The sequence below is a fragment of the Phyllobacterium trifolii genome, assembly GCF_014192095.1.
Taxonomy (GTDB): Bacteria; Pseudomonadota; Alphaproteobacteria; order Rhizobiales; family Rhizobiaceae; genus Phyllobacterium; species Phyllobacterium trifolii.
Genome location: NZ_JACHXN010000013.1, coordinates 69021 through 90354 on the forward strand (window position 1 = coordinate 69021; position 21334 = coordinate 90354).

Here is a 21334-nt window from a genome sequence, read left to right on the forward strand (position 1 = left end):
TGTGGGACGTCCGAAAACGTCACGCATTGGCCTTACCAGCGCAATGTGGGCAAAAGTTGACAGGATTGCTACGCTTTTCAGCGTATATTAACGCATTTCGGTCGGGGCGTCCGCACCTATTATTGACAATCCGGACGTCAAGACCTTCGAAACAACCTGCACCAGCCCTAGCCTGGCTTGGGACAAGTCTGGATCGTTAACCTTAATAAAACGTAAGTCCGGGTTTTCGGTTCCCTTATTCCACTGTGTATGCAGCGAACTCGCGAGGTCGTAGAGGTAGAAAGCGACCCTGTGCGGCTCCTGATGCAAAGCCGCTGTTTCGATCAGCCGCGGGTATTCCGCAAGCTTGCGAATGAGCGCTATTTCGCTCTCATCCGTCAGCAAACCGAAGTGTTGCGCGCTCGCCGCCAACTGGACTTCACCGATCCCAAGCTGTTCTATTGCTTGCCGGAAAACCGAATGGCATCTGGCCGAAGCATATTGAACGTAGAAGACGGGATTGTCCTTGGAATGTTCGGTGACTTTGGCGAAGTCGAAATCGAGCGGGGCGTCGTTCTTCCGGTACAGCATCATGAACCGCACCGGATCTCGGCCTACTTCTTCCACCACATCGCGCAAGGTGACGAACTCGCCTGACCGTTTCGACATCCGCACGGGCTCGCCGTTGCGATAGAGCTTGACGAGCTGGCAGATCAACACAGTCAGCTTCGCCGTTCCGCCGGAAACAGCCCGCGCCAAAGATTCCAGCCGCTTGACATAACCACCGTGATCCGCGCCGAGCACATAGATCATCTCGTCGAAGTGCCGGTCGTACTTGTCCTTGAAATAGGCAACGTCGGCCGCGAAATAGGTGAACTGGCCGTCCGACTTGACCAGCGGCCGGTCGATATCATCGCCAACATCAGTCGACCGGAACAGCGTTTGCTCCCGGTCTTCCCAGTCTTCCGGCAATTGGCCCTTGGGTGGCGGCAGTTTGCCCTTGTACACATGCCCCTTCAGCGTCAGGTCGTTGATGGCAGACCGGATCAGCTTGGCATTGTTCGCGTGCAGCGTCCGCTCGGAGAAGAACACGTCGTGATGGACGTTGAGCGAGGCGAGATCGTCGCGGATCATCGCCATCATCGCATCGATCGTCCGGTCCTTGACGATGACCATCGCCTCATCTTCCGGCATTTCCAAAAGCTTGGTACCGTAGTCTGCGGCCAGCGCCTGCCCCACCGGCACGAGATAGTCGCCAGGATAGAGCCCTGCAGGAATATCGCCGATCTGCTCCCCGAGCGCCTCGCGATACCGCAACATCACAGAGCTTGCCAGCACATCGATCTGCGCGCCAGCATCATTGATGTAATATTCCTTGGCAACGTTATAACCCGCAAACTTGAGCAGGTTGGCCAGCGCGTCGCCGACCACCGCACCCCGGCAATGACCGACATGCATGGGGCCCGTCGGATTGGCCGATACGTATTCGACATTGACCCGGTGGCCGTAACCGAGCTTTGACCGGCCATAATCGAGCCCAGCGCCCAACATTACGGCAAGTTGCCGGTGCCAATAGGTGTCCTTGAGCCGCAGATTGATGAAACCAGGACCCGCCACATCGACGGAGCCGACGTCGGGATCATTCTTCAGCGCATCTCCGATTCTGACAGCAAGTTCGCGCGGGTTTTGGCCAACCGCCTTGGAGAGCACCATCGCCGCATTCGTCGCGATATCGCCATGGCTGGGATCGCGCGGCGGTTCGACACCCACGCGCGACAGATCCACCGCAGCACCATCTGTGGTTTTTAAATCAAGCGCTTGCAGGGCGTTCTTAATCCGCGCGTCGAAATCGGCGAAGATGTTCATGACGTCATACTCATTCGGGGTTTGTAAAATTGAGCGGTCGTTCTACCGCAATTGGCCCTGCCCTTAAGCCAAATCGGGCGTGTGGTCAAACAACCGTCGGTGTTCGCGCACAGCATAAGTGTCGGTCATACCCGCTAGAAAGTCAGCCACAAGTCTAGCGCGTGAGGTCAAATCTCCCTTCGTCCGGCCATCGCGCCAGCCTTCCGGCATGCATTGCTCATCGGCAAGGTAAGTGTCAAACAGGTCTCTCACAATCCGGTCAGCGGATTTGCGCACGCGCACCACGCTGTCGTGGAAATAGAGGTTCTTGTAGAGAAACGCCTTGAGCATCTTTTCCTGCTCGCGCAGCGGCGCTGAAAATCCAACGATCGTTCGCCCGGCACCGTGAATGTCGTCGACTGTCTGCGGGTTAACCGTTTCAAGATTGGCCTGCGCCGCACGTATCACGTCTTCGACCATGATCGTGATTTGCCTCCGGACAATCTCATGCGACGTACGTACATCATCGAGAGTTGGATATTTCTGCCGGACGGCGCGCAGAATATCGCCGATTATCGGCACGGCTTCGAGCGCGTCGAGCGTAAGCAGACCTGAGCGCAACCCATCATCGATGTCATGGGCGTTATAGGCGATATCATCGGCAATTGCCGCACATTGCGCCTCCAGCGAGGCAAAGCGTGCAAGTTCGAGATCGTGCTGCGCGTTGTATTCAATGATTGCTGTCGGCACCGGGTGCTTTAGCCCGGCGCCATGAGCATCCGTCAACGGACCATTGTGTTTGACCAGTCCCTCCAGCGTTTCCCACGTCAGGTTCAGCCCGTCAAACTCGGCGTAACGCTTTTCGAGATTTGTCACGATACGTAGCGACTGCGCGTTGTGATCGAAACCGCCGAAGTCGCGCATCTTATCGTTGAGCGCGTCTTCACCGGTATGGCCGAACGGCGTGTGGCCGAAATCATGGACCAGGGCGATTGCTTCAGCCAGATCCTCGTCGAGTCGCATAGATCGTGCCAGCGCCCGGGCGATCTGCGCCACTTCGATCGTATGCGTCAGCCGCGTGCGATAATGATCGCCCTCGTGTGCGATGAAAACCTGCGTCTTGTGCTTCAGCCGCCGAAACGCTGTTGAGTGGATGATACGATCGCGATCACGCTGGAATACCGTGCGCGTCGGGCTTTCGCTTTCGGGCACAAGCCGTCCACGGCTTTTCTCGGGATCACAGGCGTATGGCGCCCTCTCCCTGTAACCGAAACCGATACCCTGCATGGACATGATTGAAATATGTGCCTTCCCATCTTCCGACTGCTGACAACGTTGACTTCACAGTCGCCAATTCTTAGCTATGGTGTATGATGAACGGCAAGGCGTGACATTACAATGTCAATGCTTTGTTGAGCGCGGCGGAGCAATCCGCGAAGGAACCGTAAAGAATGACCGAAGTGCTAAGTGTTTCTGTCTCCGATGCCGCTGCAAAGCGCATCTCGGCGATTCTGCAGTCAGATCCGGAAAAGACCGCCTTGCGCATTTCCGTCGAGGGCGGCGGTTGCTCGGGCTTTTCCTACAAGTACGATCTGGTTGACGCACAGGACGTCGATGACATCGTCATCGAGAAACTCGGCGCCAAGGTGTTGATCGATCAGATTTCCCTGCCCTATATCGGCGGTTCGGAGATTGATTTCGTCGACGATCTGATGGGCCAGTCGTTCCAGATCCGCAATCCAAACGCGACCTCTTCCTGTGGTTGCGGGACAAGCTTCTCCGTCTGACATCACCTTGCCGCCGTTGCAACCAGAGCGCAAATCCATGAAAATCGTTACCTGGAACATAAACGGCGTCAAAGCCCGCATCGAGGTGCTGACGACATGGCTGCAGGAGTCCAATCCGGACATTGTCTGCCTGCAGGAAATCAAATCCGTCGATGAAGGTTTCCCGCGCTTCGAGTTGGAAGCGCGGGGCTATCATGTCGAAACGAATGGCCAGAAAGGCTTCAACGGCGTCGCCATTTTATCGAAGCAGTCCCCCGACGAGGTCAATCGCGGTCTTCCTGGCGATGATGCCGATGATCATGCGCGCTTTGTAGAAGCCGTATTTTCCACCGAAAAGGGCCCGCTGCGTGTCGTTTCGCTCTATCTGCCGAACGGCAATCCCATCAACACCGAGAAATTTCCATACAAGATAGGCTGGATGGCGCGGCTGGAGCGTTGGGCCGAAGAGCGGCTGGCCCTTGAAGAGCCACTTATTCTGGCTGGCGACTACAATGTCATCCCCGAGCCTATCGACGCAAAGGTCCCGGAAGCCTGGGTCAATGATGCATTGTTCCAGCCGGCGACACGCCAATCTTTCCGACGGCTTGAAAACCTGGGCTTCACCGATGCGGTTCGCAGCGTTACCGATAAGGGCGACGTCTATACATTCTGGGACTATCAGGCGGGTGCCTGGCAGAAGAACAACGGCATTCGCATCGATCACCTGATGCTATCGCCGGAAGCCGCGAACATGCTCGAATCCGCCAGCATTGAAAAACATGTCCGTGCCTGGGAAAAACCGTCGGATCATGTGCCGGTCGCGATTTTTATCACCTGATACGCAACGAATTTATGACGATTTGGCTTAGACCTTCGGTGAATTGACAAGTCTTGCCGGCATATCGCCATCGACCCGATCCAGCATTGCCTCAGAAATCGCCGGTCTTGACGATGTCCTCGGCCAGCACCATTGCGGTGCGCCGGTCGGCCTCGTCTGATATGGAAAACGCCTGCTCCTGTACATCGCGGATCCAGGCTTTGTCCTGCTTGTTGGCGTGTTCAAGAGCCGCAGTCATCATTGCGAGGCCGCGCACGGTCTTGCCTGCTTGAAACAGCAGGTTGCCAAGCATGGCCTGTGCACCCGCATTGCCTTTTTGCGCCGAAAGACGGAACCAGCGTGCAGCCTGGTTGGGGCTGGCTTGTCCGCCTTCGCCTTTCATCAGCATCTTGCCGAGTTCGAATTGCGCGTCGGAATCGCCAAAATTCGATGCTGCCTGCAGATAAAGATCGCGCGCCGCACTTGGGTTGGAATTGATCGGCGAATTCGGGATGCCACGTTTGACATAACCTGCCAGCGCGACCAGCGCATCGGCGACGTAGCTTTCGTTCTCCGTGCCCTGATCGGCGCCTTCATGGACGACCTGCTCGAACATCTTGTAGGCTTCGTAGTCATCTTCCTTGACGCCGTCGCCTTCCGCATACATGCGCGCAAGTTTCCAGTTGGCGCCCTGATGTCCCTTTTCAGCGGCAAAACGTAGTGCTTTGACTGCCTCGTCCTTATGGCCGTTCTTATAGGCAGAGAAACCAAACTTGAAGAGTGCGAATGGGCTGGAGTCTTCCTTCACCTCATTTTGCGTATCGAAGGCGAAACAAGGCATGGTCATAGCGCTCATCAAAAGGCCAAACCCGACAATTGGACCAAAAAAACGATCAGCGATGAGCATGACTATAGTCTTCCTTTGCCCTCACCGTGCGTGTCGCAGCGTTACCGCGCGTCATACGAACGGTTCGAGCCCAAATCCCGCCAGCGCGCGTCATCGCGTCAGCCAGCAACGGGAGGGACAAATCTCGCATACCATTCCAGCGAACATTTGACCGCTTTCCGGCAATAGTAGGGCCAGAACAAAAGAAAACACTTGTGTCGAAAGCATACGATTGGCGCGATGACGCAACAATCGTGGAAGGGCCGTGTATCAACTTACGGCTCAAAGTTTTTGCCCTTGAAACAAGTATCGTGTCCATCATTTCCCCAAGCGGAACATCTGTACAGTTACTCGATGTAATCAACCACCAAAGGTTGCCGCCCTTTCGAGTTGCTCCGGGTTTGTGGCGCAAAATGGGCAAATTCTGTCCTCTCCAGAGACTGGACGATCATCGCGCCACAGTGTTGCTGAATCGTCACAAAATTTGATCACCCGAGGCAGGCGGGTATGAAAAAGCCCGGCGCTTGGCCGGGCTTTTTCGATTTTCGCAATTTGGCCTAGAACTTGATTTTGCCTGCGAGAGACAATGCGCCGACGAAATCATCACCGAAATCATAGGTCACGTCGTTGCCGCAGCCGCCGGTCTTTGGGCAAGCCGTCGGGCCATAGGAACCAGCTGCCAGCATGCCAACCGCGCCGCCTAAACGAAGCTCAACATTCTTGTTGGGTGCGTAAGACACGCCACCGGAAAGCAGATACGTATCGGTCTGGGTGGTCAGACCGGTCGACGTGCCGCGATCCCAGCTAAGCTGCGCCGATCCACTCCACTTGTCGTTGAATTTGTGGCCGATACCGGCAGCGACCGTCCAGCCATCCTGGAACATAAGATCGAGCGTCGTCAGCAGAACTGGCGATGTCGGGCCGCAACTCACAATGCCCTTGGTCGAAGTCGGGCAGAACGAGACGACGTTCAGAACGCTCCAGTCTACCCATTTGACCGAGCCGAATGCCAGCCAGTCAGGTGCGATACCCGTCTGGAGTTTGAATTCGAGCGATTGCGGCATCGTAGCCGTGCCGTAAACGTCCGTAATCTTGTTGGCAAAAGGATTTGTCGGCAGTGGCGGAAGGCCCGTCAGGTCGACGGTACCATTGATCTGGCCAAGGTCGATCTCGGCATTGTAGATAAGGCTTGCACGGAAGGCGATTTCCGGAATTTCGTACGCAGCACCAATGCGCCAGCCCCAGCCATCCGCATCAAGGTCAAGCTTGCCCTGACCATCGAACAATGCAGCAGCCGGTCCGAAGGCTGCCGGGCCCACGACCAGACGGTTCTTGTAGCCTGAAACTTCCTGGTAGGATACGCCACCGATTGCACGGAGCTGACCCTTGCCAACATCAAACTTGTACGAACACGTCAGTCCGTAATCGTCGCTCCTGATGTCGGTCTCGATGTTCTGGTTGGCACCGACCCAGTCCGCACCGGGATTGGTATGGACGCCCCATGGCTGACTGTAGGACGCAAGGCAATCCGCGTCGGGCGTGAGGCCAACCTTTGCGCCGAAGCGCGGAACCGTATAGCTCGGGGTCTCGTGTGTCGACGTGGCGCCGCCACCGATACCGTTCGCTCCCAATCCGTCGGCCGGGTTTGTGTCAACGGCGTTCTTGATCTTGCGATCCGGCATGACATAGATAATGCCGGCTTCTGTAGCAAAGTGCTCCTGATCGAAAAGCAGATCCCAATTGTAGCCGCTGCGCTCCAGCCCCCCGGCCTGTGCTGCAGAAGCCACGCTTGTCAGAAGCAACGCTCCACCCAAAATCGTTGAAATAGCCCTAGACATTAAGTCCCTCCCCGAAGCCTTAAAAACTTCCTGATCCCCACACAGTTCAGGAAAATTGTTACCAATACGTAATACCTAACAAATCGCGGCGTGCACGCAATCACCAGAAAATCACCGGTTTTGTGTATCGGACGCTCCAAAATCGGAAATTGCCGCAAAATCGCGAGCACGAGACGAAAATTTCGCGAATTTCACGCTAATCCGAAATGATTAGCGGCCAAATCGATGGATTTTGGGCCGAAAAACGCCCTTGTTGCTCAAATGCAACGGCGGCCAAAAATGACGGAATTGGGGCTTTTACCCGACCGAAATGGGGAAGTTACCCTTCACTGGCGCAGTAAAAACCCGTTGGACGCGCGCCGGATTCGCTACGGCGCGCCAGGCACCTAGCCTGCTTCGCGAACCCTGCGGATGGCCGTTTCGATCTTCTCGGCAGCAGCCTGAAGTTCTAACAACCGTTCGCGTTCCGCTTCCACGATTTCCGGTTTGGCATTGGCGACGAATTTCTCGTTGCCGAGCTTTTTGCTGATCTTGTCGCTTTCATCGGCGATCTTGCCGGATTCCTTGGTCAGACGCGCGATTTCCGCGTTGACGTCGATCAAACTACCGAGCGGCAACGAAGCCGTCGCTTCGCCGATAACGAATTGCGCAGAGCCCTTTGGCGCGTCATCCGCCAGGGTAATCGTCTCGACACGTGCGCGCCATTTGATCGAGGCATCGTGGCGCTGCAAGCGTTCCTTCGTAACGTCATTGGCGCCGATGATGACGAGCGGCGCAACCGCCGATGCCGGGACGTTCATCTCCGCACGCACCGAACGTATTCCGGTGACCAGATCGATCAGCCAGTTGATGTCCGCTGCCGCCTCGGCGTCGACGAAATCCGGATCCGGCCAGCCTGCATGGCACAGCAACGTCTCACGGCTCTTGCCCTCGCCCGCTGTAAGCGCCCAGAGCTCCTCGGTCATAAACGGCATGAACGGATGCAGCAGCTTGTAAATCTCGTCGAGCACATGGGCCGCGCAGGCCTGCGCCTCCGCCTTGGCTGCCGCATCCTCTCCGTTGAACACCGGCTTCAACAATTCGATGTACCAGTCGCAGAACTGGTTCCAGACAAAGCGATACGCCGCACTTGCCGCCTCGTTGAAGCGGTAGCTGGCAATACCATCCGTGACATCGCGCACCGCATTGGTGAGTTCGGTCAGGATCCAGCGGTTAACGTTGAGCTTGGCATTTTCCGGACGGAACGAAGGATCACGGGCAACGCCGTTCATTTCAGCAAAGCGTGTCGAATTCCACAGCTTGGTGCCGAAGTTGCGGTAACCGGCAATGCGGCTCGGGTCGAGCTTAACATCACGCCCCTGCGCCGCCATAATGGCAAGCGTGAAGCGCAGCGCATCCGCACCATACTCGTCGATCAGTTCCAGCGGGTCGATGACGTTGCCTTTCGACTTCGACATCTTGGCGCCGTTCTTGTCGCGAACCAGCGCGTGCATATAGACTGTGTGGAACGGCTCCTCCCCCATGAAGTGCAGGCCCATCATCATCATCCGGGCTACCCAGAAGAAGATGATGTCAAAGCCGCTGACGAGAACACTTGTCGGATAGTAGGTAGCAAGCTCGGGCGTTTTGTCCGGCCAGCCCAGCGTCGAGAAAGGCCAGAGTGCCGAAGAAAACCAGGTGTCGAGCACATCCTCGTCACGGGTCAGAATTTCACCGGGCTTGAGGTTTTCCAGAAGGTTCTGGACATGGGCCTTCATCGGCCCTTCATGCGCCAGATAATGCTGGACCGCAGCGCTCAGCGCTTCTTCTTCCGTTCGTTCCACGAACACCTGTCCATCGGGTCCGTACCAGGCCGGAATTTGATGACCCCACCAGAGCTGGCGCGAAATGGCCCAGGGCTGGATGTTTTCCATCCATTCGAAATAGGTTTTTTCCCAGTTTTTGGGCACAAAGTTGGTACGGCCTTCGCGCACGCTGGCAATCGCCGGCTTGGCAAGTTCGCCTGCATTCACATACCACTGATCGGTAAGATAGGGTTCGATCGGCACATCACCGCGATCGCCGTGAGGAACAGCGTGCGTATGATCCTCGACTTTTTCCAGGTAGCCGCGCTCGTCCATCATGGCGACGATCAGCTTGCGCGCTGCGAACCTGTCTTTGCCATCAAGAGCATGAACCAGCTGGTCAAGAAGACTCGATTTCTCAAGATCTTCGAAAAACTCATTGTTTTCCTTGAGGAAAATGGAGGCATCCGTGTGCAGGATATTGATCTGGCGCAAATCGTTGCGCTTGCCGACTTCGAAGTCATTGAAATCATGCGCCGGCGTTATCTTGACCGCACCGGAACCCGCTTCCGGATCGGCATAGTCGTCTGCAACGATCGGAATATGACGCCCAACCAGCGGCAGGACCACATTATTACCGACCAAAGCATGATAGCGAACGTCGTCAGGATTAACCGCGACACCTGTATCGCCCAGCATGGTTTCAGGACGCGTCGTCGCGACCACGATAAAAGTATGAGGGTTTTCCGGGTCGAACGCCACGTTCTCGAGTGGGTAGCGGAAATGCCATAGATGGCCTTTGATTTCGCGCGACTCGACTTCTATGTCGGAAATCGCAGTGAGAAGCTTCGGATCCCAATTGACCAGTCGCTTGTCCTTATAGATCAGGCCCTGCTTGTAGAGCGTGACGAAAACTTCGAGCACGGCTTTCGACAAGCCTTCATCCATGGTAAAGCGTTCACGCGACCAATCGCACGATGCGCCAAGGCGCCTGAGCTGACCGGCAATGATGCCGCCGGACTCCGACTTCCATTCCCAGACCCGTTCGACGAACTTTTCCCGGCCCATTTCCCGGCGGCCCGGCTGTTGCCGCTCCATCAACTGCCGCTCGACGACCATCTGCGTGGCAATGCCGGCATGATCCATGCCCGGCTGCCAAAGTACGTTCTTGCCGCGCATGCGCTCGAAACGCACCATTATATCCTGGATCGTGTTGTTGAGCGCGTGCCCCATATGCAGCGAACCTGTCACATTCGGCGGCGGTATGACGATAGAAAATGCCTCGGCGCCTGGCTTGGAACCGGCCCCGGCCTTGAAGGCGCCGGCCTCGTCCCAGCGTTTTGCGATTTCAGGCTCTACGGCCGCGGCATCATACGTCTTCTCAAGCATGCGAAAGTGTCCGTCATTTGCGGAAAGGGGATTGGCTACGGTGTAAACCCAATGGCCGGAGATAAGTCAATGCTGACGTGTCGTTAACCCAATCACACAGAAAGCGAGAGATTCAGCTTTGGGACAATTGCTTTGTCACAACCACAACGATTACTTGGGCGAAATTCACCCAAGAGGTTTTTCATGAGAGTGCTAAATTCAATTCTACTGTTCGCGGCATCGCTGGCCATCACAGCTTGTACCTCGTCCGGTATGCGGAGCATGGACTACAAGAAGAACCTCTCGGATCCTGTCGCTAAAAGGACGCTGCTGGCGCAATGCATCAGCGACTTCAATCGCCAATCGCAGAACAAGCGCGCAAACATGGCAGTTGTGATGCGCATATCGGAAAAAGATGCCCCATCCGTGTTTTGCAAACGTCTCATTGATGGCATCGCCAGCGGCCGGATAACGACTTCTGAAGTTGAGACCACCAACAGCCAGCGTGTATCGCCTAAAGTGCTTAAAGTGATCCTGGGTCAATAGCGACAACATACATTTTCGCTAGCGAGCTACCGCCTGCCGCCACGCGCCACGCGCTCGATCTCTTCGCGCACGAGGCGTTCGACCAGCGTCGGTAAATTGTTGTCGAGCCAGTCCTGCAGCAGAGGCCGCATGAGTTCCTGCGCGATTTCGTCGAATGAGCGCCGCTGTTCGCTCCTGACCGCGAATGAGAGATCATCAAATGCAGCGCTGACCTGGCGCTCGGCGGTCTCGGACAGGATCGGTTCAAGAGTGCGCTGCAGATCCAGAGCAAATCCGTCATCTCCGCTATCGGCTGATGATTCGATTGCAGGCGCCGTCGGCGACGCCTCGTCTGGTTCCGCGAAATCGATTTCGCTCGCAACCTCGACAGGTTCAGCAAGGAAGTCCTGTTCTGGCGTCGGTTCCGGGGTGGCTTCTGGCGTTAGAAAACCCTCCGGAATGGCCGCGGCGGGCGTGACGGTATCTTCGACTGGTTTTGTCCGCGGTTCAGCCGGAGCCACAGGTGCTGTCCGTGCAGATTCCCGCTCGGCAACCTTCGATTGCGGCGACGATGCCGGGCGTCCCAATGCCGTCTCATAGGACCGGGCTGCTGGTGGCGGAACGGCGATACCTTCGCGCGGTGGAAGCTCGGCTTCTTCGCTCAAGTGCACCGCAGGCTGGGGCTCGGCAGCAGTAGCATGCGGCGGCTGATCGGAGTTGACCGGCTGAGGCACGACTTCATCTGGCCGCCCCGTATCGCTCTCCTCGATGATGCGGCGGATCGATGCGAGAATCTCCTCCATGGAGGGTTCCCGGGCGACGCTGGATGATTGTGCCATGATACTTTTGCCCACTACATCTTGTTTCATTGCGCTGCAACGAATCTGTATCCAGTGTAGAGGCTTGCATTGCGTTTGAGAATCCCCGCGAGGTTCGTTTGGGGCTAACCCACAGACTTTTCTGAAAACGGGTCCTGAAAAGCAATTTGCCGCCAGGCGCTAGAGCATCGGGCGATAAATAGGGCGCGTTCTGCCGGAGGGAATTTGGTTCAAGGTCAAGGGGTTTGGTGAGGCCGATGTTTTTCCATCGGACGAAGCCGAAGCCCGATGGATTTGGCCCGAATTCACCCGGCCCTTCGGGTTTCCGGCTGGCGGACACCCACTTTGTCAGGCGACGGCGTCCGATGGATAGACATCGGCCTCGCCACCTTCCGCGTGGATTGTCTCGCCATCCGCGAAACAGAACTGCGTCTTATTTACCGCCCGATGCTCTTCCTGACGGCAAATAGTATTTCTGGTCGAATGATAATGAAGATCAGCGGCCGTCGGGCGTGCGCAGGCCGATCCACTTGTCCTTCACAGCGTCGTAATGCTCCTCAGGATGGTATTCCGCGACCTGCAAGCCGATTTGGCCCGGGTTTAGGCGCCCAACGGCCAGGAGAACGGCGTAGCTCGCCACGACACTGTCACGTTCAGCTTGCGCGAGGCTAACCTGTCCGGTCAACACATCGGCTTGGGCATTCAACACGTCGAGTGTCGTGCGCTGGCCCACCTTGCGTTCTTCGATGACGCCGTTCAAGGCGAGTTCCGCGGCCGCAACCACTGATCTCTGAGCAACGATCTGCGCTTTCGCCGATTCCATTGTCGAATAGCCGTTGGCGATCGCCTGACGGACAGCGTCGCGCTGTACATCAACTTCGATGCGCCGCTGTCCCAACGTTTCCTTGGACTGGCGAACCAGAGCCGATGTCCTGCCGCCGCTATAGATCGGGATCGTCATCTGGATCCCGGCTGAGGCCGATGTCGAGTCCGTGGTGTTGGTGCTCAGTCCGCCCTCGAAGATTTCATCGCGCGTAATCGATCCCTGGAGGCCGACCTGAGGCAGGAGCTGACCTTCCTGCGCCTTCACGTTATATCCAGCTGCATCGACGGCATATTGTGTAGCCAGGATCGCCGGATGATTGTTGGCGGCGATGCTGAATGCCTGATCCATTGATCGCGGCAGTGATTTCGAGGCCATCGCCGCGGCCTTAAGGCGGCCAGGCTCCGCGCCGACAATCTGAATATAGACAGCTTCGGCATTCTTTTCGTCGGATTTCGCAGCGGCTAGCGTTGCGATGGCAGAGGCTTTGGAAGCCTCGGCTTGCGCAACGTCCGTACGCGTTCCCTCGCCCACATCGAAACGTGCCCGTGCGGCGCGCAACTGTTCGTCGAGGAACTCAAGGTTTTTCTGCCGCAGGATGACGATCTGACGGGTGAGGTAGACGTCCATGAACGCCTGTGCGGCTTGAAACAGAGTGTTCTGTTCGCTGTTGCGCAGGTTTTCACGCGCGGCCAACACCTGTGTCTTTGCAGAAGCCACATTGTTCTTTGTGGTGAACCCGTCGAACAGCAGCTGGTTCACGGTGATGCCGAACGTCCCTTCGTCAGTGCGTCCATGAACACCGCCATCAAGCCGGCGCCAGGTCGACGTCAAAGACGCGTTCCCGTTTATGGTCGGACGATACGCCGATTTTGCAACCGCAACACCTTCGTCGGTGACGCGTACGCCGGCCCTGTCCGCATTGACGGTGGAGTTTCTCTCGTAGGCCTTTTCCATTGCCCCGAATATTGTCTCAGCCATTGAAGGCGTAGAGGTTAGTACCGTGGCTGACAACAGCGCTGCGGTTAATAATCGCTTGCCCGCTATGAACACTATAAACCCCTTCATTCTCTCAATATTCCGACCGAACCATTCGGTTCGACAGTATGCCTTAGATAACTATCAATTCCCGGGTTGGCCACAGCGGCATTTCCTAAAATGCAAACAAAGTGGCCGACCGTTGCACTTTTGTCTCATATGCAGCGGGTTTCAGAACTCGAACTCGGCTATTTTTTCGAAGCCGGGGAGCGCTTTGACCGCAGAATTGAATGCACGGCGTCCCGAAACGATTCCGTCGTTTTTCACGTAAATCATTGATTTTCCAGAGTTTCCCGCCCCCTCAACAACTACGAGTCTTCCGCCGTTCTTCAACTGATCAAATAATGACGCAGGAACGTGATCAACGCTACCCTCAATTAGAACTACATCATAGGGCGCTTCGGAAGCGTGGCCGCCTTGGAGCGGCGCATTAACCACGACGACATTATCGAACCCGAGGCTCGCGAGATTCGAGACCGCCTGCCCCGCAAGTTCGGCGTCACATTCGACCGCCACGACCGAACGCGCGACCCGCGACAGGACCGCCGAGGAATAGCCGGTGGCACATCCGATATCGAGCACGGCGTCTTCCGGCTGAATGTTGGCGAGCTGCGCCATCTTGGCGAAAGGCGAAGGTTCCATCAGATAACGGCCATCCGCAACAAGGACGTCATCATCGATATACGCGAGAGGCATGCGGAAACTTGGCACGAACTTCTCGCGCGGCACGTCAAGAAAAGCCTGGAGCAAGGGTTTGTCGGTCACATCAGTCGTGCGCAACTGATTGTCGACCATCTTGATCCGCAGGTCTTCAAAATTCAGCGTCATGGTCTACAAGCTCTCTTCAAGGCACCCGCAACGCAAAGCGCTTGCAAGCGCGTGACATGCTCCTGACGATCGGTACGGACCTTACGGCCTTTATGGTTACCCATCCGTGACCAGAAGCGATAATTATCAGAGGATGTGGCAAAAATTTCCATCAGCGTCAATGAATGACTAACGCCGCACGCGGCTGCCGCTTCCGATAATTTTCCGATGCGGCATCCGCGCACCACCCTGTGATAGTTCTTTTAACCCTAGGGTTAATCCGGGATTGAATAGATTGGCTGCACCTGTCATTCTATACTTGCAGATGGGAGTCGTTCTGCGAACGGTAGGAATGCAAAGCAGATGATTGAGATCAAGGGATTCAATGACTTCCCTATAAGCCAGGATGAGCTGACCGGGCTGGCGGACAGAGCTGCACTTGAAGACCATCTCGATAGTCTTTGTGGTTCCTATGCCCAGAGTGACTTCGATGACCGCCTGCAATTTGCTATTCTTTGTATTGATCTCGACGGTTTCAAGAAATTCAACGATCAATACGGACGCGCCGAAGGCGATAGTCTTTTAAAGCTTGTAGCAGATCGCCTGCAATCATGCCTGCGCAAGAATGATGTTGTCTATCGCATGGGGGGTGATGAATTTGCCATTGTCCTGTTGCAGGCGACGTCCAACGAGGTAGCCAGCGTTGCCGACCGTATTATCGGATCGGTGTCGCAACCCTATGATCTCGGCGGTCCCGAGCCCGTGGCCATCAGCGTCACGATTGGTGCTGCCCTCGCACCGCGTGACGGCGATACGCCGGAAAGCCTGCTCTGGTGCGGCGATGCTGCGCTCTATATCGCCAAGAAGGCCGGCAAAGGCGTCTATCGCCGATATTCCGAGCGGCGTTCCAGCTAGCCTCTCCTCGTTGCTCGGGTCAGGCCGCCGTCCTGGCCTGAATATCAACGGCCCTAAAATTCATATTCGAATTTCTCGAGATCTCTCTTCCATATCTGCTCGACGAGCTTTCGCTCGACCGGCGTGTAATACTCCTGATAGGCACCGCGCTTGCTGGCATTCTTGCGGGTGAGTTCCGGCGACTCGTCCAGGTCCAGCCGCGTGATGATATCGGCGAATGCCTCCTCCATCTGTTCGAAGCGGTAGACCTGGTCCACCAGCAGCTTGCCGTCGAAATCGCACAGCATCGAGCTTTGATCGCGGGGCCGCCACAACGCGCGGCGGCGCTCCTGGCGCAGGAAATCCGCAAAACTCTGCTTCTGGGCGTCTTTGTGGCGATGGTGATTGCCCTGCCCTCGCACGAAAGCGTAGCGCGAGACAGCGAGATCATAAGGGTTGCGCACAAGTCCGAATTTGAAGGCCCCTTCGAAGAAAGGGCGTGGCAGTTTCAGCTTTGCCCAGCGCACCGAGGCATGCGGGCCGAACTGAATGTCGACATCTTCCGCGACAGGCAGGTGCGACAGAAGTCGCCGCCATTGGCCGGACGCCTTCTTCACGGCATAGGGGCGCAGCGCCCGCTTCAACGCTTGACCACCGGTCTTTGCAACATGGACAAAGATAAAATTTTTCTCGACAGAAACGAACATCCACCACCTTCTCAAGGATCGCGGTCCACACGATGATGCAATTTTGTAGGTGCAGTCGTCCGCCAGGAAGGCCGAACTCAGTATAAAGCGTCAACCAGCCTGCAATAGACCGATACAGAAGCAGTCTTGAACGCAGACCATCGGCAAGCGAGATATGAGGACAGCCCCCTCTCACGTTCTCTAGTCTGCGCAACGGCGCTCGTAAGCTTGTCCCCTACATATTGCATGGCATTACCCCCAGGAAAGATGCCTATAGACGAAAGTATGACACCTTCTGAACTCACGTCAAGAAACCTATGGGCTGAATGTCATGGCAACCGAGCGAACGATGAACCGACATCGGCATTTGGTAAGATCTACCAATCTTCATAACCACCGTCGCTGGCTTGTCATGTTTTGCGAGTAGTTCTGACGGGAGCGCGCATTCAATTTCGTGTTGCCGCGAAGCAACCCAGAGAAGAAATAGCTAATCACACAACGATGTGATCACAACTGTCGGTTGCAGGTGCGGTCGAATCGCGCGTAGTACTTTCGAGCTATTTTGGGGCAGACCATTCGGGGGCGATCATGGGCGGCAAAGCCGTTGGAATTCTATTTACCAGCAAGAAAAAACTGCTGGCGGGCGCCTGCTCGGTCGCACTGGCGATGGGGTGCCTGCTGCCGTCACCGGCATCGGCTGCGACCTATCTCGTTAGCAACGATGCGCAGCTGCGGGCAGCAATCACTGCCGCAAATGGCGATGGCGATCCGAATGCTGTGATCCGGATGACTGCTGCGTTCACTATCGGGGTGTCAGCGCTACCAACCCCAACCAAGCCCATGACCATTGACACACAGGGTTTCACCAGTAGGCCATTGCGCTTCGACGGGCTGGGCGCGGACGTGACGCTTGTTGGAACGTTCGTGGGAGCCGCCGGTACCGTTGGGGAGCGTGGTATCAATATTCAGAGCCAAGCATCTGTCATTAACAACGCATCCATCACAGGAGGTGATGGCGGCGGGTCAAGTCAATCGGGCGTCGGCGCCAACCTTACTGCGCAAGCAACATTGGTCAATAACGGTACGATTCGCGGCGGCAGCTCTGGGGCCGGAGCTGCTGGTGGCGGCGGCGCGCAGGTCGCCGATGGCTCCACCGTGATCAACAACGGTCTCATGCAGGGCGGTGACGGCCAAGGCGTTGTTGGCGGCGTTGGTGTCTTCATGATCGCCAGTCCTCTGCAAGCCGCGAGTACCTTGGTCAACACGGGTACTATCCGGGGCGGCAACGATGCTACCGGCGTCAACGCCGGCAACGTGGGTGTCCGTGCACAAGGGAAACGCCATACGATCATCAATTCCGGCATCATAGAGGGCGGGGATCGCACCATCGGCATTTTTTCAACAAGCGGCGGCCTGCAACTGACGAACAGCGGAACAATACGCGCTGGCGCCGGCGGAACGACCGCGATCCAGGTTACCGGCGCAGCTACAGTAGACTTGACCCTGGAGCTGCAGGCAGGTTCAGTGATCGAAGGCAATGTGCTCGCCAATGCCACATCGGCCGCAGACATCTTCCGCCTCGGTGGCGCGGCAAACGACATCTTCGACGTTTCTGCCATCGGCCCGCAGTACCAGAACTTCGATACCTACGAGAAGACCGGCGCCAGCACCTGGGCGCTGACCGGCACGGGCACGGCCGTCACTAACTGGAATATTCAGGACGGCACCCTGCAGGTCGGCAATGGCGGCACCAGCGGCAGCGTCATCGGTAATCTCACCACCGCGAGTGCCGGGACCCTCGCCTTCAACCGCTCCGACACATTCAGCTTCAACAATCTCGTTCTCGGCACTGGCACGATCAGCCAGATCGGCACCGGCACGACGATCATGACCGCCGACAATTCCGCCTTCGCAGGCAGCACCACGATCAAGGCGGGCACGTTGTCGGTGAACGGCATCCTTGGCGGGACGGTGAATGTTCAGACAGGCGGGCGCCTGCAAGGCACTGGCCAGGTCGGCACAACGACGAGCGACGGTACGATTGCGCCCGGCAACTCGATCGGCACACTGACGATCGACGGCAACTACACCGGCAATGGTGGCACGCTGGTCATCGAGTCCGAGCTCGGCGGCGATGCCTCGCCCACTGACCGGCTTGTCGTCACCGGCGACACCGCGGGGGCGACGAGTGTGCGGGTGACCAATCTTGGTGGGACCGGCGCACAGACGGTCGAGGGCATCAAGATCGTCGACGTCGGTGGCGCTTCCAACGGCGTCTTTTCGCTGCTGGGTGACTATGTGATCGCTGGGCAGCAGGCTGTGGTGGCGGGTGCGCGGTGATCGCCCAAGGCGATGGACCGGGAACGCCCGAGGCTGCACCTTTGCCTTCCGAAGGCGGCACGGCCACCATTGATGCCGGGGCCATATGGGCGCGCATCGATGGCGCGCATTCGCGCGTCGATCCTGACCGCTCTACCACGCAGGCAGAATATGATTACAACACGTGGAGGTTGCAGTCTGGCTTTGACGGCAAGCTCTACGAAAACCAGTCTGGCACCCTAATGGGCGGCGTGACGTTCCAATATGGCGAGATTTCAACCGACGTTTCCTCCCTGTTCGGCAAGGGTTCCATTGACACCGACGGCTACGGTTTTGGCGGCACGCTGACCTGGCTTGGTCAGAACGGGTTCTATGTCGACGGGCAGACACAACTCAACTGGTATGACAGCGATATTACCTCGGACACGCTCGGCCGTAGCCTGACCGACGGCAATGACGGTTTCGGCTATGCGTTGAGCCTCGAAACCGGCAAGCGGATCGTCGTCGACGAGAACTGGTCGATCACGCCGCAAGCACAGCTGGCCTATTCCAATGTCGATTTTGATGACTTCACCGATCCATTCGGCGCGGACGTTTCGCTCGACAAGAGCGACAGCCTGAAGGGACGCCTCGGCGTCTCCGCCGACTACCAGAATGCATGGCAGGACAGTTCGGGCAGGATGGCACGCAGCAATGTCTACGGGCTTGCCAATCTCTATCACGAATTCCTCGATGGTTCCGAGGTTGACCTTGCCGGCGTCAATTTCGCCAATGAGAGCGATCGTACCTGGGGCGGCGTCGGCGCTGGCGGGTCATACAGCTGGGCCGATGATAAATACGCGCTCTATGGCGAGGTGTCGTTGAATACCAGCCTGAGCAACTTTGCCGACAGTTACAGCGTCAATGGAACGACGGGTTTCAAGGTGAAGTTCTGACAATCATCCGAAAAGCGCGGGCCGGACAACATCCGGCCTGTCGATGTAGGCCAAAGTCAAAGCCGCCCCAAATCGTAGATGATTCAATGATGGCTGTTGACGCGAAGCGGACGCTGCCGCACCTAAAATTTAGCAATAAAATCAGCTACTTGTATGGTAAGATCTGTGAATGGAGGCCTCGCCCGGAATCGAACCGGGGTGCAAGGATTTGCAGTCCTCTGCGTAACCACTCCGCCACGAGGCCTCAACATCAAAATAGCTAATGAAATTAACTACTTATGGAAGTGACGAAATTTCATTCCGAACAGCGTCACTTGCGGCATTCCGAATAGCCGTTTTTGTTTTGTGCCGCAATACGTAAAATGAGAAGCCACAAACAATAGTAACTGTCTCGATGTCGCTGGTAAGGACAGAAGCGTTCAGCCTTTGTCCTTGTCCGATGCGAACCAGCCGCTTTTCCAACGACGGCCGAGCTTCACTTCGATCTGACGGCGTTTACGCCGTACCAGCGCCGAATCCTGTGAAAGGACGACCAGACCGAGCGGGACCATCCAGAAACCGAGAACAGGCAGGAAACCGAGCGCACCGCCGGCAACCAGAGCTCCGCCAAGCGTGCGACGCATCGCCACCGATTGTGGAACGGGTATATGGCGGCCAAAAATGCGCATATGCCGGCGCTTCCTGTGGCCGTGATGCGCGGAATTCGCTTGGTTTTCCTTATCTTTCGGGTCTTCAGACAAAAATCTTCTCTTTCGATTGAACCATATCCAGAGCCGGATGTAGGAACGCCTTCGCCCCATGTCATCATTCTGTTATGCACATAAGTCGAAAAAAAGCGAAATGGTCCTTTGCAAAAGCGAAACCCTTTTGCTATAGGCCACTTCGCTGATGAAATAAGCAGCTATTCCCCGGTAGCTCAGTGGTAGAGCAATCGGCTGTTAACCGATCGGTCGCTGGTTCGAATCCGGCCCGGGGAGCCAGTTAAATCAAAGGCTTAGCGAGAAATCGCTGAGCCTTTTGCTTTTCAAGGCCCTTCTGGGCAACGTTTGGGGCAACATTGTACAAACCCAAATCCATCCCCACTGATCACAGAGGTGCGGCAATACTGGCGTCGACAATCGTTTTTTCAAGGTCAAAAGGGAACGCTGTTGCTTTTTCGAGGAAGACAGCGACCATCTCAGTATTGAAGCCAATGTTAAACACACCGAGTCAAACCTTCGAATCCGAAAAACTGACGATTTCGTTTTTCCCGCGAGTGAGGACATTCCCTGGGCAACTACGGTAAAATCTTCATCAAAATAGAAGAAACGATGTCTGAAACACCCGAGGAAACCCGCCTACCCTTCCCACATGGAGAAGCCCCGGCTGGCCTTTTTGAACACACTGCATGCATGAAGGCTGCAAGTCGTGGGCACCGTTCGGATTTGACAAGCGCTATGACCTGGAACGGAATTAACCTCCTCGGCACAGTCAACCAGAATCATTAAATTTGTAATGGCTCGCGTAGCTGAAGATTCAGGGACGACAATTATACTTCTTAAAAAGCGGAGCAATGTAATGGCTGGACCAGGAACATCATTCGGCAAACGAGTCCGGACGGATGCATTGTCGAGTCCGTTGCCAGCCATTCCAAGTGAAGTTCGGATCAGCGATGAGGCACGCCATCACAAGCGGTCAGCGCCGGATGATAAGAAGACCAATTGGACGGTCTTGAGAAAGATTTGTGGCGTGTTTTACATTCTCGCCGTGACAGTAATCGTAGTAGCCTTGTTTGAGCGAGCGGACAAAACGCCTAGCCAGCTCGTCGAGACTGCGCGATCAAATGCAGCCAAAGCGGTAACACAGGCCGCCGAGGCTAGAAAGGTAGCTTGCGCCAAAGACTACTCCGCTATGGCGTTCGCAATGGCACAGGGCGAAGTAACCAAGCGCTTGGCCTCACCATCGAGTGCCTCCTATCCAGTGCTTGAATCCAAGACACAGCCGTTGGGTGATTGTCTCTATCGGATCAAAGCCGTGGTGGACAGTCAGAACGGCTTCGGTGCTATGATACGAACGCCATGGAGCGGAATGGTCGAATATCAACCTGTCGATGGAACATGGCAGGTTAAATCGTTGTCGATCGGCAGCTAGTTATTCGTCTGGGATCATTCGGTTTTGAAAGGCGCTATGGGGTGGAATGGTATTGCCTGAAGGGCCTCAGTTAGAC

The 21334-nt window shown here is 56.2% G+C and carries 16 protein-coding genes, 2 tRNA genes and 2 pseudogenes; 9 read left to right on the forward strand and 11 right to left on the reverse strand.

Annotated elements, in window-relative coordinates:
• Positions 1 to 87 precede the first annotated feature (87 nt).
• On the reverse strand, positions 88 to 1845 hold the full coding sequence (gene argS, locus FHS21_RS19185) for an arginine--tRNA ligase (protein WP_112530305.1): 1758 nt from the start codon (positions 1843 to 1845) through the stop codon (positions 88 to 90).
• Positions 1846 to 1908: 63 nt separating this feature from the next.
• Entirely contained in the window at positions 1909 to 3117 is a 1209-nt protein-coding gene (locus tag FHS21_RS19190; RefSeq protein WP_112530303.1) for a deoxyguanosinetriphosphate triphosphohydrolase, read from the reverse strand.
• Between the two features lie 158 nt (positions 3118 to 3275).
• Here FHS21_RS19190 and erpA point away from each other — a divergent pair, with 158 nt between their 5' ends.
• Positions 3276 to 3611: an iron-sulfur cluster insertion protein ErpA gene (gene erpA / locus FHS21_RS19195; protein WP_162701933.1), complete on the forward strand. Its 336-nt coding sequence runs from the start codon at positions 3276 to 3278 to the stop codon at positions 3609 to 3611.
• A gap of 37 nt (positions 3612 to 3648) precedes the next feature.
• Complete coding sequence (xth, locus tag FHS21_RS19200; RefSeq protein WP_112530301.1) at positions 3649 to 4428, forward strand: exodeoxyribonuclease III; 780 nt, start codon at positions 3649 to 3651, stop codon at positions 4426 to 4428.
• Positions 4429 to 4519: 91 nt separating this feature from the next.
• Here xth and FHS21_RS19205 read toward each other — a convergent pair whose 3' ends face one another.
• From FHS21_RS19205 to FHS21_RS19215, 3 genes are all read right to left on the reverse strand, one after another.
• Positions 4520 to 5314: a tetratricopeptide repeat protein gene (locus tag FHS21_RS19205; protein ID WP_112530299.1), complete on the reverse strand. Its 795-nt coding sequence runs from the start codon at positions 5312 to 5314 to the stop codon at positions 4520 to 4522.
• 536 nt (positions 5315 to 5850) lie between these two features.
• Positions 5851 to 7131, reverse strand: a complete 1281-nt coding sequence (locus FHS21_RS19210; protein ID WP_112530297.1) for an OmpP1/FadL family transporter — start codon at positions 7129 to 7131, stop codon at positions 5851 to 5853.
• A gap of 386 nt (positions 7132 to 7517) precedes the next feature.
• A complete protein-coding gene (locus FHS21_RS19215; RefSeq protein WP_112530296.1) occupies positions 7518 to 10304 on the reverse strand; it encodes a valine--tRNA ligase in 2787 nt (928 codons plus the stop codon).
• Between the two features lie 261 nt (positions 10305 to 10565).
• Here FHS21_RS19215 and FHS21_RS19220 point away from each other — a divergent pair, with 261 nt between their 5' ends.
• Entirely contained in the window at positions 10566 to 10829 is a 264-nt protein-coding gene (locus FHS21_RS19220; RefSeq protein WP_112530294.1) for a hypothetical protein, read from the forward strand.
• Positions 10830 to 10855: 26 nt separating this feature from the next.
• On the opposite strand, the gene FHS21_RS19225 is transcribed toward FHS21_RS19220, so the two are convergent.
• The 3 genes from FHS21_RS19225 to FHS21_RS19235 all read right to left on the reverse strand — a co-directional run bounded on the left by FHS21_RS19225 (position 10856) and on the right by FHS21_RS19235 (position 14315).
• On the reverse strand, positions 10856 to 11647 hold the full coding sequence (locus FHS21_RS19225; RefSeq protein ID WP_162701932.1) for a PopZ family protein: 792 nt from the start codon (positions 11645 to 11647) through the stop codon (positions 10856 to 10858).
• Between the two features lie 475 nt (positions 11648 to 12122).
• Complete coding sequence (locus FHS21_RS19230) at positions 12123 to 13517, reverse strand: TolC family outer membrane protein (protein WP_112530290.1); 1395 nt, start codon at positions 13515 to 13517, stop codon at positions 12123 to 12125.
• 141 nt (positions 13518 to 13658) lie between these two features.
• Entirely contained in the window at positions 13659 to 14315 is a 657-nt protein-coding gene (locus FHS21_RS19235; protein WP_112530288.1) for a protein-L-isoaspartate O-methyltransferase family protein, read from the reverse strand.
• 342 nt (positions 14316 to 14657) lie between these two features.
• Here FHS21_RS19235 and FHS21_RS19240 point away from each other — a divergent pair, with 342 nt between their 5' ends.
• Positions 14658 to 15209, forward strand: a complete 552-nt coding sequence (locus tag FHS21_RS19240) for a GGDEF domain-containing protein (protein WP_112530286.1) — start codon at positions 14658 to 14660, stop codon at positions 15207 to 15209.
• A 53-nt stretch (positions 15210 to 15262) separates the two neighbouring features.
• Here FHS21_RS19240 and FHS21_RS19245 read toward each other — a convergent pair whose 3' ends face one another.
• Positions 15263 to 15895, reverse strand: coding sequence for a sulfotransferase family 2 domain-containing protein (locus tag FHS21_RS19245; protein ID WP_112530284.1), 633 nt, complete (start codon positions 15893 to 15895; stop codon positions 15263 to 15265).
• A 1200-nt stretch (positions 15896 to 17095) separates the two neighbouring features.
• On the opposite strand from FHS21_RS19245, the pseudogene FHS21_RS31780 reads away from it, so the two are divergent.
• The 3 genes and pseudogenes from FHS21_RS31780 to FHS21_RS19255 form a co-directional block, all read left to right on the forward strand.
• Positions 17096 to 17599: pseudogene (locus FHS21_RS31780) on the forward strand (autotransporter domain-containing protein); the annotation flags it as partial.
• Positions 17600 to 17740: 141 nt separating this feature from the next.
• Positions 17741 to 18208 (forward strand): annotated as a pseudogene (locus FHS21_RS31785) (autotransporter outer membrane beta-barrel domain-containing protein); the annotation flags it as partial.
• Between the two features lie 2 nt (positions 18209 to 18210).
• Positions 18211 to 19128: an autotransporter family protein gene (locus FHS21_RS19255; RefSeq protein WP_183663694.1), complete on the forward strand. Its 918-nt coding sequence runs from the start codon at positions 18211 to 18213 to the stop codon at positions 19126 to 19128.
• A gap of 170 nt (positions 19129 to 19298) precedes the next feature.
• On the opposite strand, the gene FHS21_RS19260 is transcribed toward FHS21_RS19255, so the two are convergent.
• Positions 19299 to 19372, reverse strand: a tRNA-Cys gene (locus FHS21_RS19260).
• Between the two features lie 175 nt (positions 19373 to 19547).
• Entirely contained in the window at positions 19548 to 19796 is a 249-nt protein-coding gene (locus FHS21_RS19265; RefSeq protein ID WP_112530278.1) for a hypothetical protein, read from the reverse strand.
• 237 nt (positions 19797 to 20033) lie between these two features.
• Between FHS21_RS19265 and FHS21_RS19270 the strand changes: the two genes are divergently transcribed.
• A tRNA-Asn gene (locus tag FHS21_RS19270) sits at positions 20034 to 20108 on the forward strand.
• A gap of 577 nt (positions 20109 to 20685) precedes the next feature.
• The gene (locus tag FHS21_RS19275; protein WP_112530276.1) at positions 20686 to 21258 is read left to right on the forward strand and encodes a hypothetical protein; all 573 of its coding nucleotides are present in this window, start codon (positions 20686 to 20688) and stop codon (positions 21256 to 21258) included.
• Positions 21259 to 21334 lie beyond the last annotated feature (76 nt).

What these genes read in the sequence shown, in the direction of transcription:
- argS (WP_112530305.1), bottom strand. Translation starts at nt 1,845, where the DNA reads ATGAACATCTTCGCCGATTTCGACGCGCGGATTAAGAACGCCCTGCAA.
- FHS21_RS19190 (WP_112530303.1), bottom strand. Translation starts at nt 3,117, where the DNA reads ATGTCCATGCAGGGTATCGGTTTCGGTTACAGGGAGAGGGCGCCATAC.
- erpA (WP_162701933.1), top strand. Translation starts at nt 3,276, where the DNA reads ATGACCGAAGTGCTAAGTGTTTCTGTCTCCGATGCCGCTGCAAAGCGC.
- xth (WP_112530301.1), top strand. Translation starts at nt 3,649, where the DNA reads ATGAAAATCGTTACCTGGAACATAAACGGCGTCAAAGCCCGCATCGAG.
- FHS21_RS19205 (WP_112530299.1), bottom strand. Translation starts at nt 5,314, where the DNA reads ATGCTCATCGCTGATCGTTTTTTTGGTCCAATTGTCGGGTTTGGCCTT.
- FHS21_RS19210 (WP_112530297.1), bottom strand. Translation starts at nt 7,131, where the DNA reads ATGTCTAGGGCTATTTCAACGATTTTGGGTGGAGCGTTGCTTCTGACA.
- FHS21_RS19215 (WP_112530296.1), bottom strand. Translation starts at nt 10,304, where the DNA reads ATGCTTGAGAAGACGTATGATGCCGCGGCCGTAGAGCCTGAAATCGCA.
- FHS21_RS19220 (WP_112530294.1), top strand. Translation starts at nt 10,566, where the DNA reads ATGGACTACAAGAAGAACCTCTCGGATCCTGTCGCTAAAAGGACGCTG.
- FHS21_RS19225 (WP_162701932.1), bottom strand. Translation starts at nt 11,647, where the DNA reads ATGGCACAATCATCCAGCGTCGCCCGGGAACCCTCCATGGAGGAGATT.
- FHS21_RS19230 (WP_112530290.1), bottom strand. Translation starts at nt 13,517, where the DNA reads ATGAAGGGGTTTATAGTGTTCATAGCGGGCAAGCGATTATTAACCGCA.
- FHS21_RS19235 (WP_112530288.1), bottom strand. Translation starts at nt 14,315, where the DNA reads ATGACGCTGAATTTTGAAGACCTGCGGATCAAGATGGTCGACAATCAG.
- FHS21_RS19240 (WP_112530286.1), top strand. Translation starts at nt 14,658, where the DNA reads ATGATTGAGATCAAGGGATTCAATGACTTCCCTATAAGCCAGGATGAG.
- FHS21_RS19245 (WP_112530284.1), bottom strand. Translation starts at nt 15,895, where the DNA reads ATGTTCGTTTCTGTCGAGAAAAATTTTATCTTTGTCCATGTTGCAAAG.
- FHS21_RS19265 (WP_112530278.1), bottom strand. Translation starts at nt 19,796, where the DNA reads ATGCGCATTTTTGGCCGCCATATACCCGTTCCACAATCGGTGGCGATG.
- FHS21_RS19275 (WP_112530276.1), top strand. Translation starts at nt 20,686, where the DNA reads ATGGCTGGACCAGGAACATCATTCGGCAAACGAGTCCGGACGGATGCA.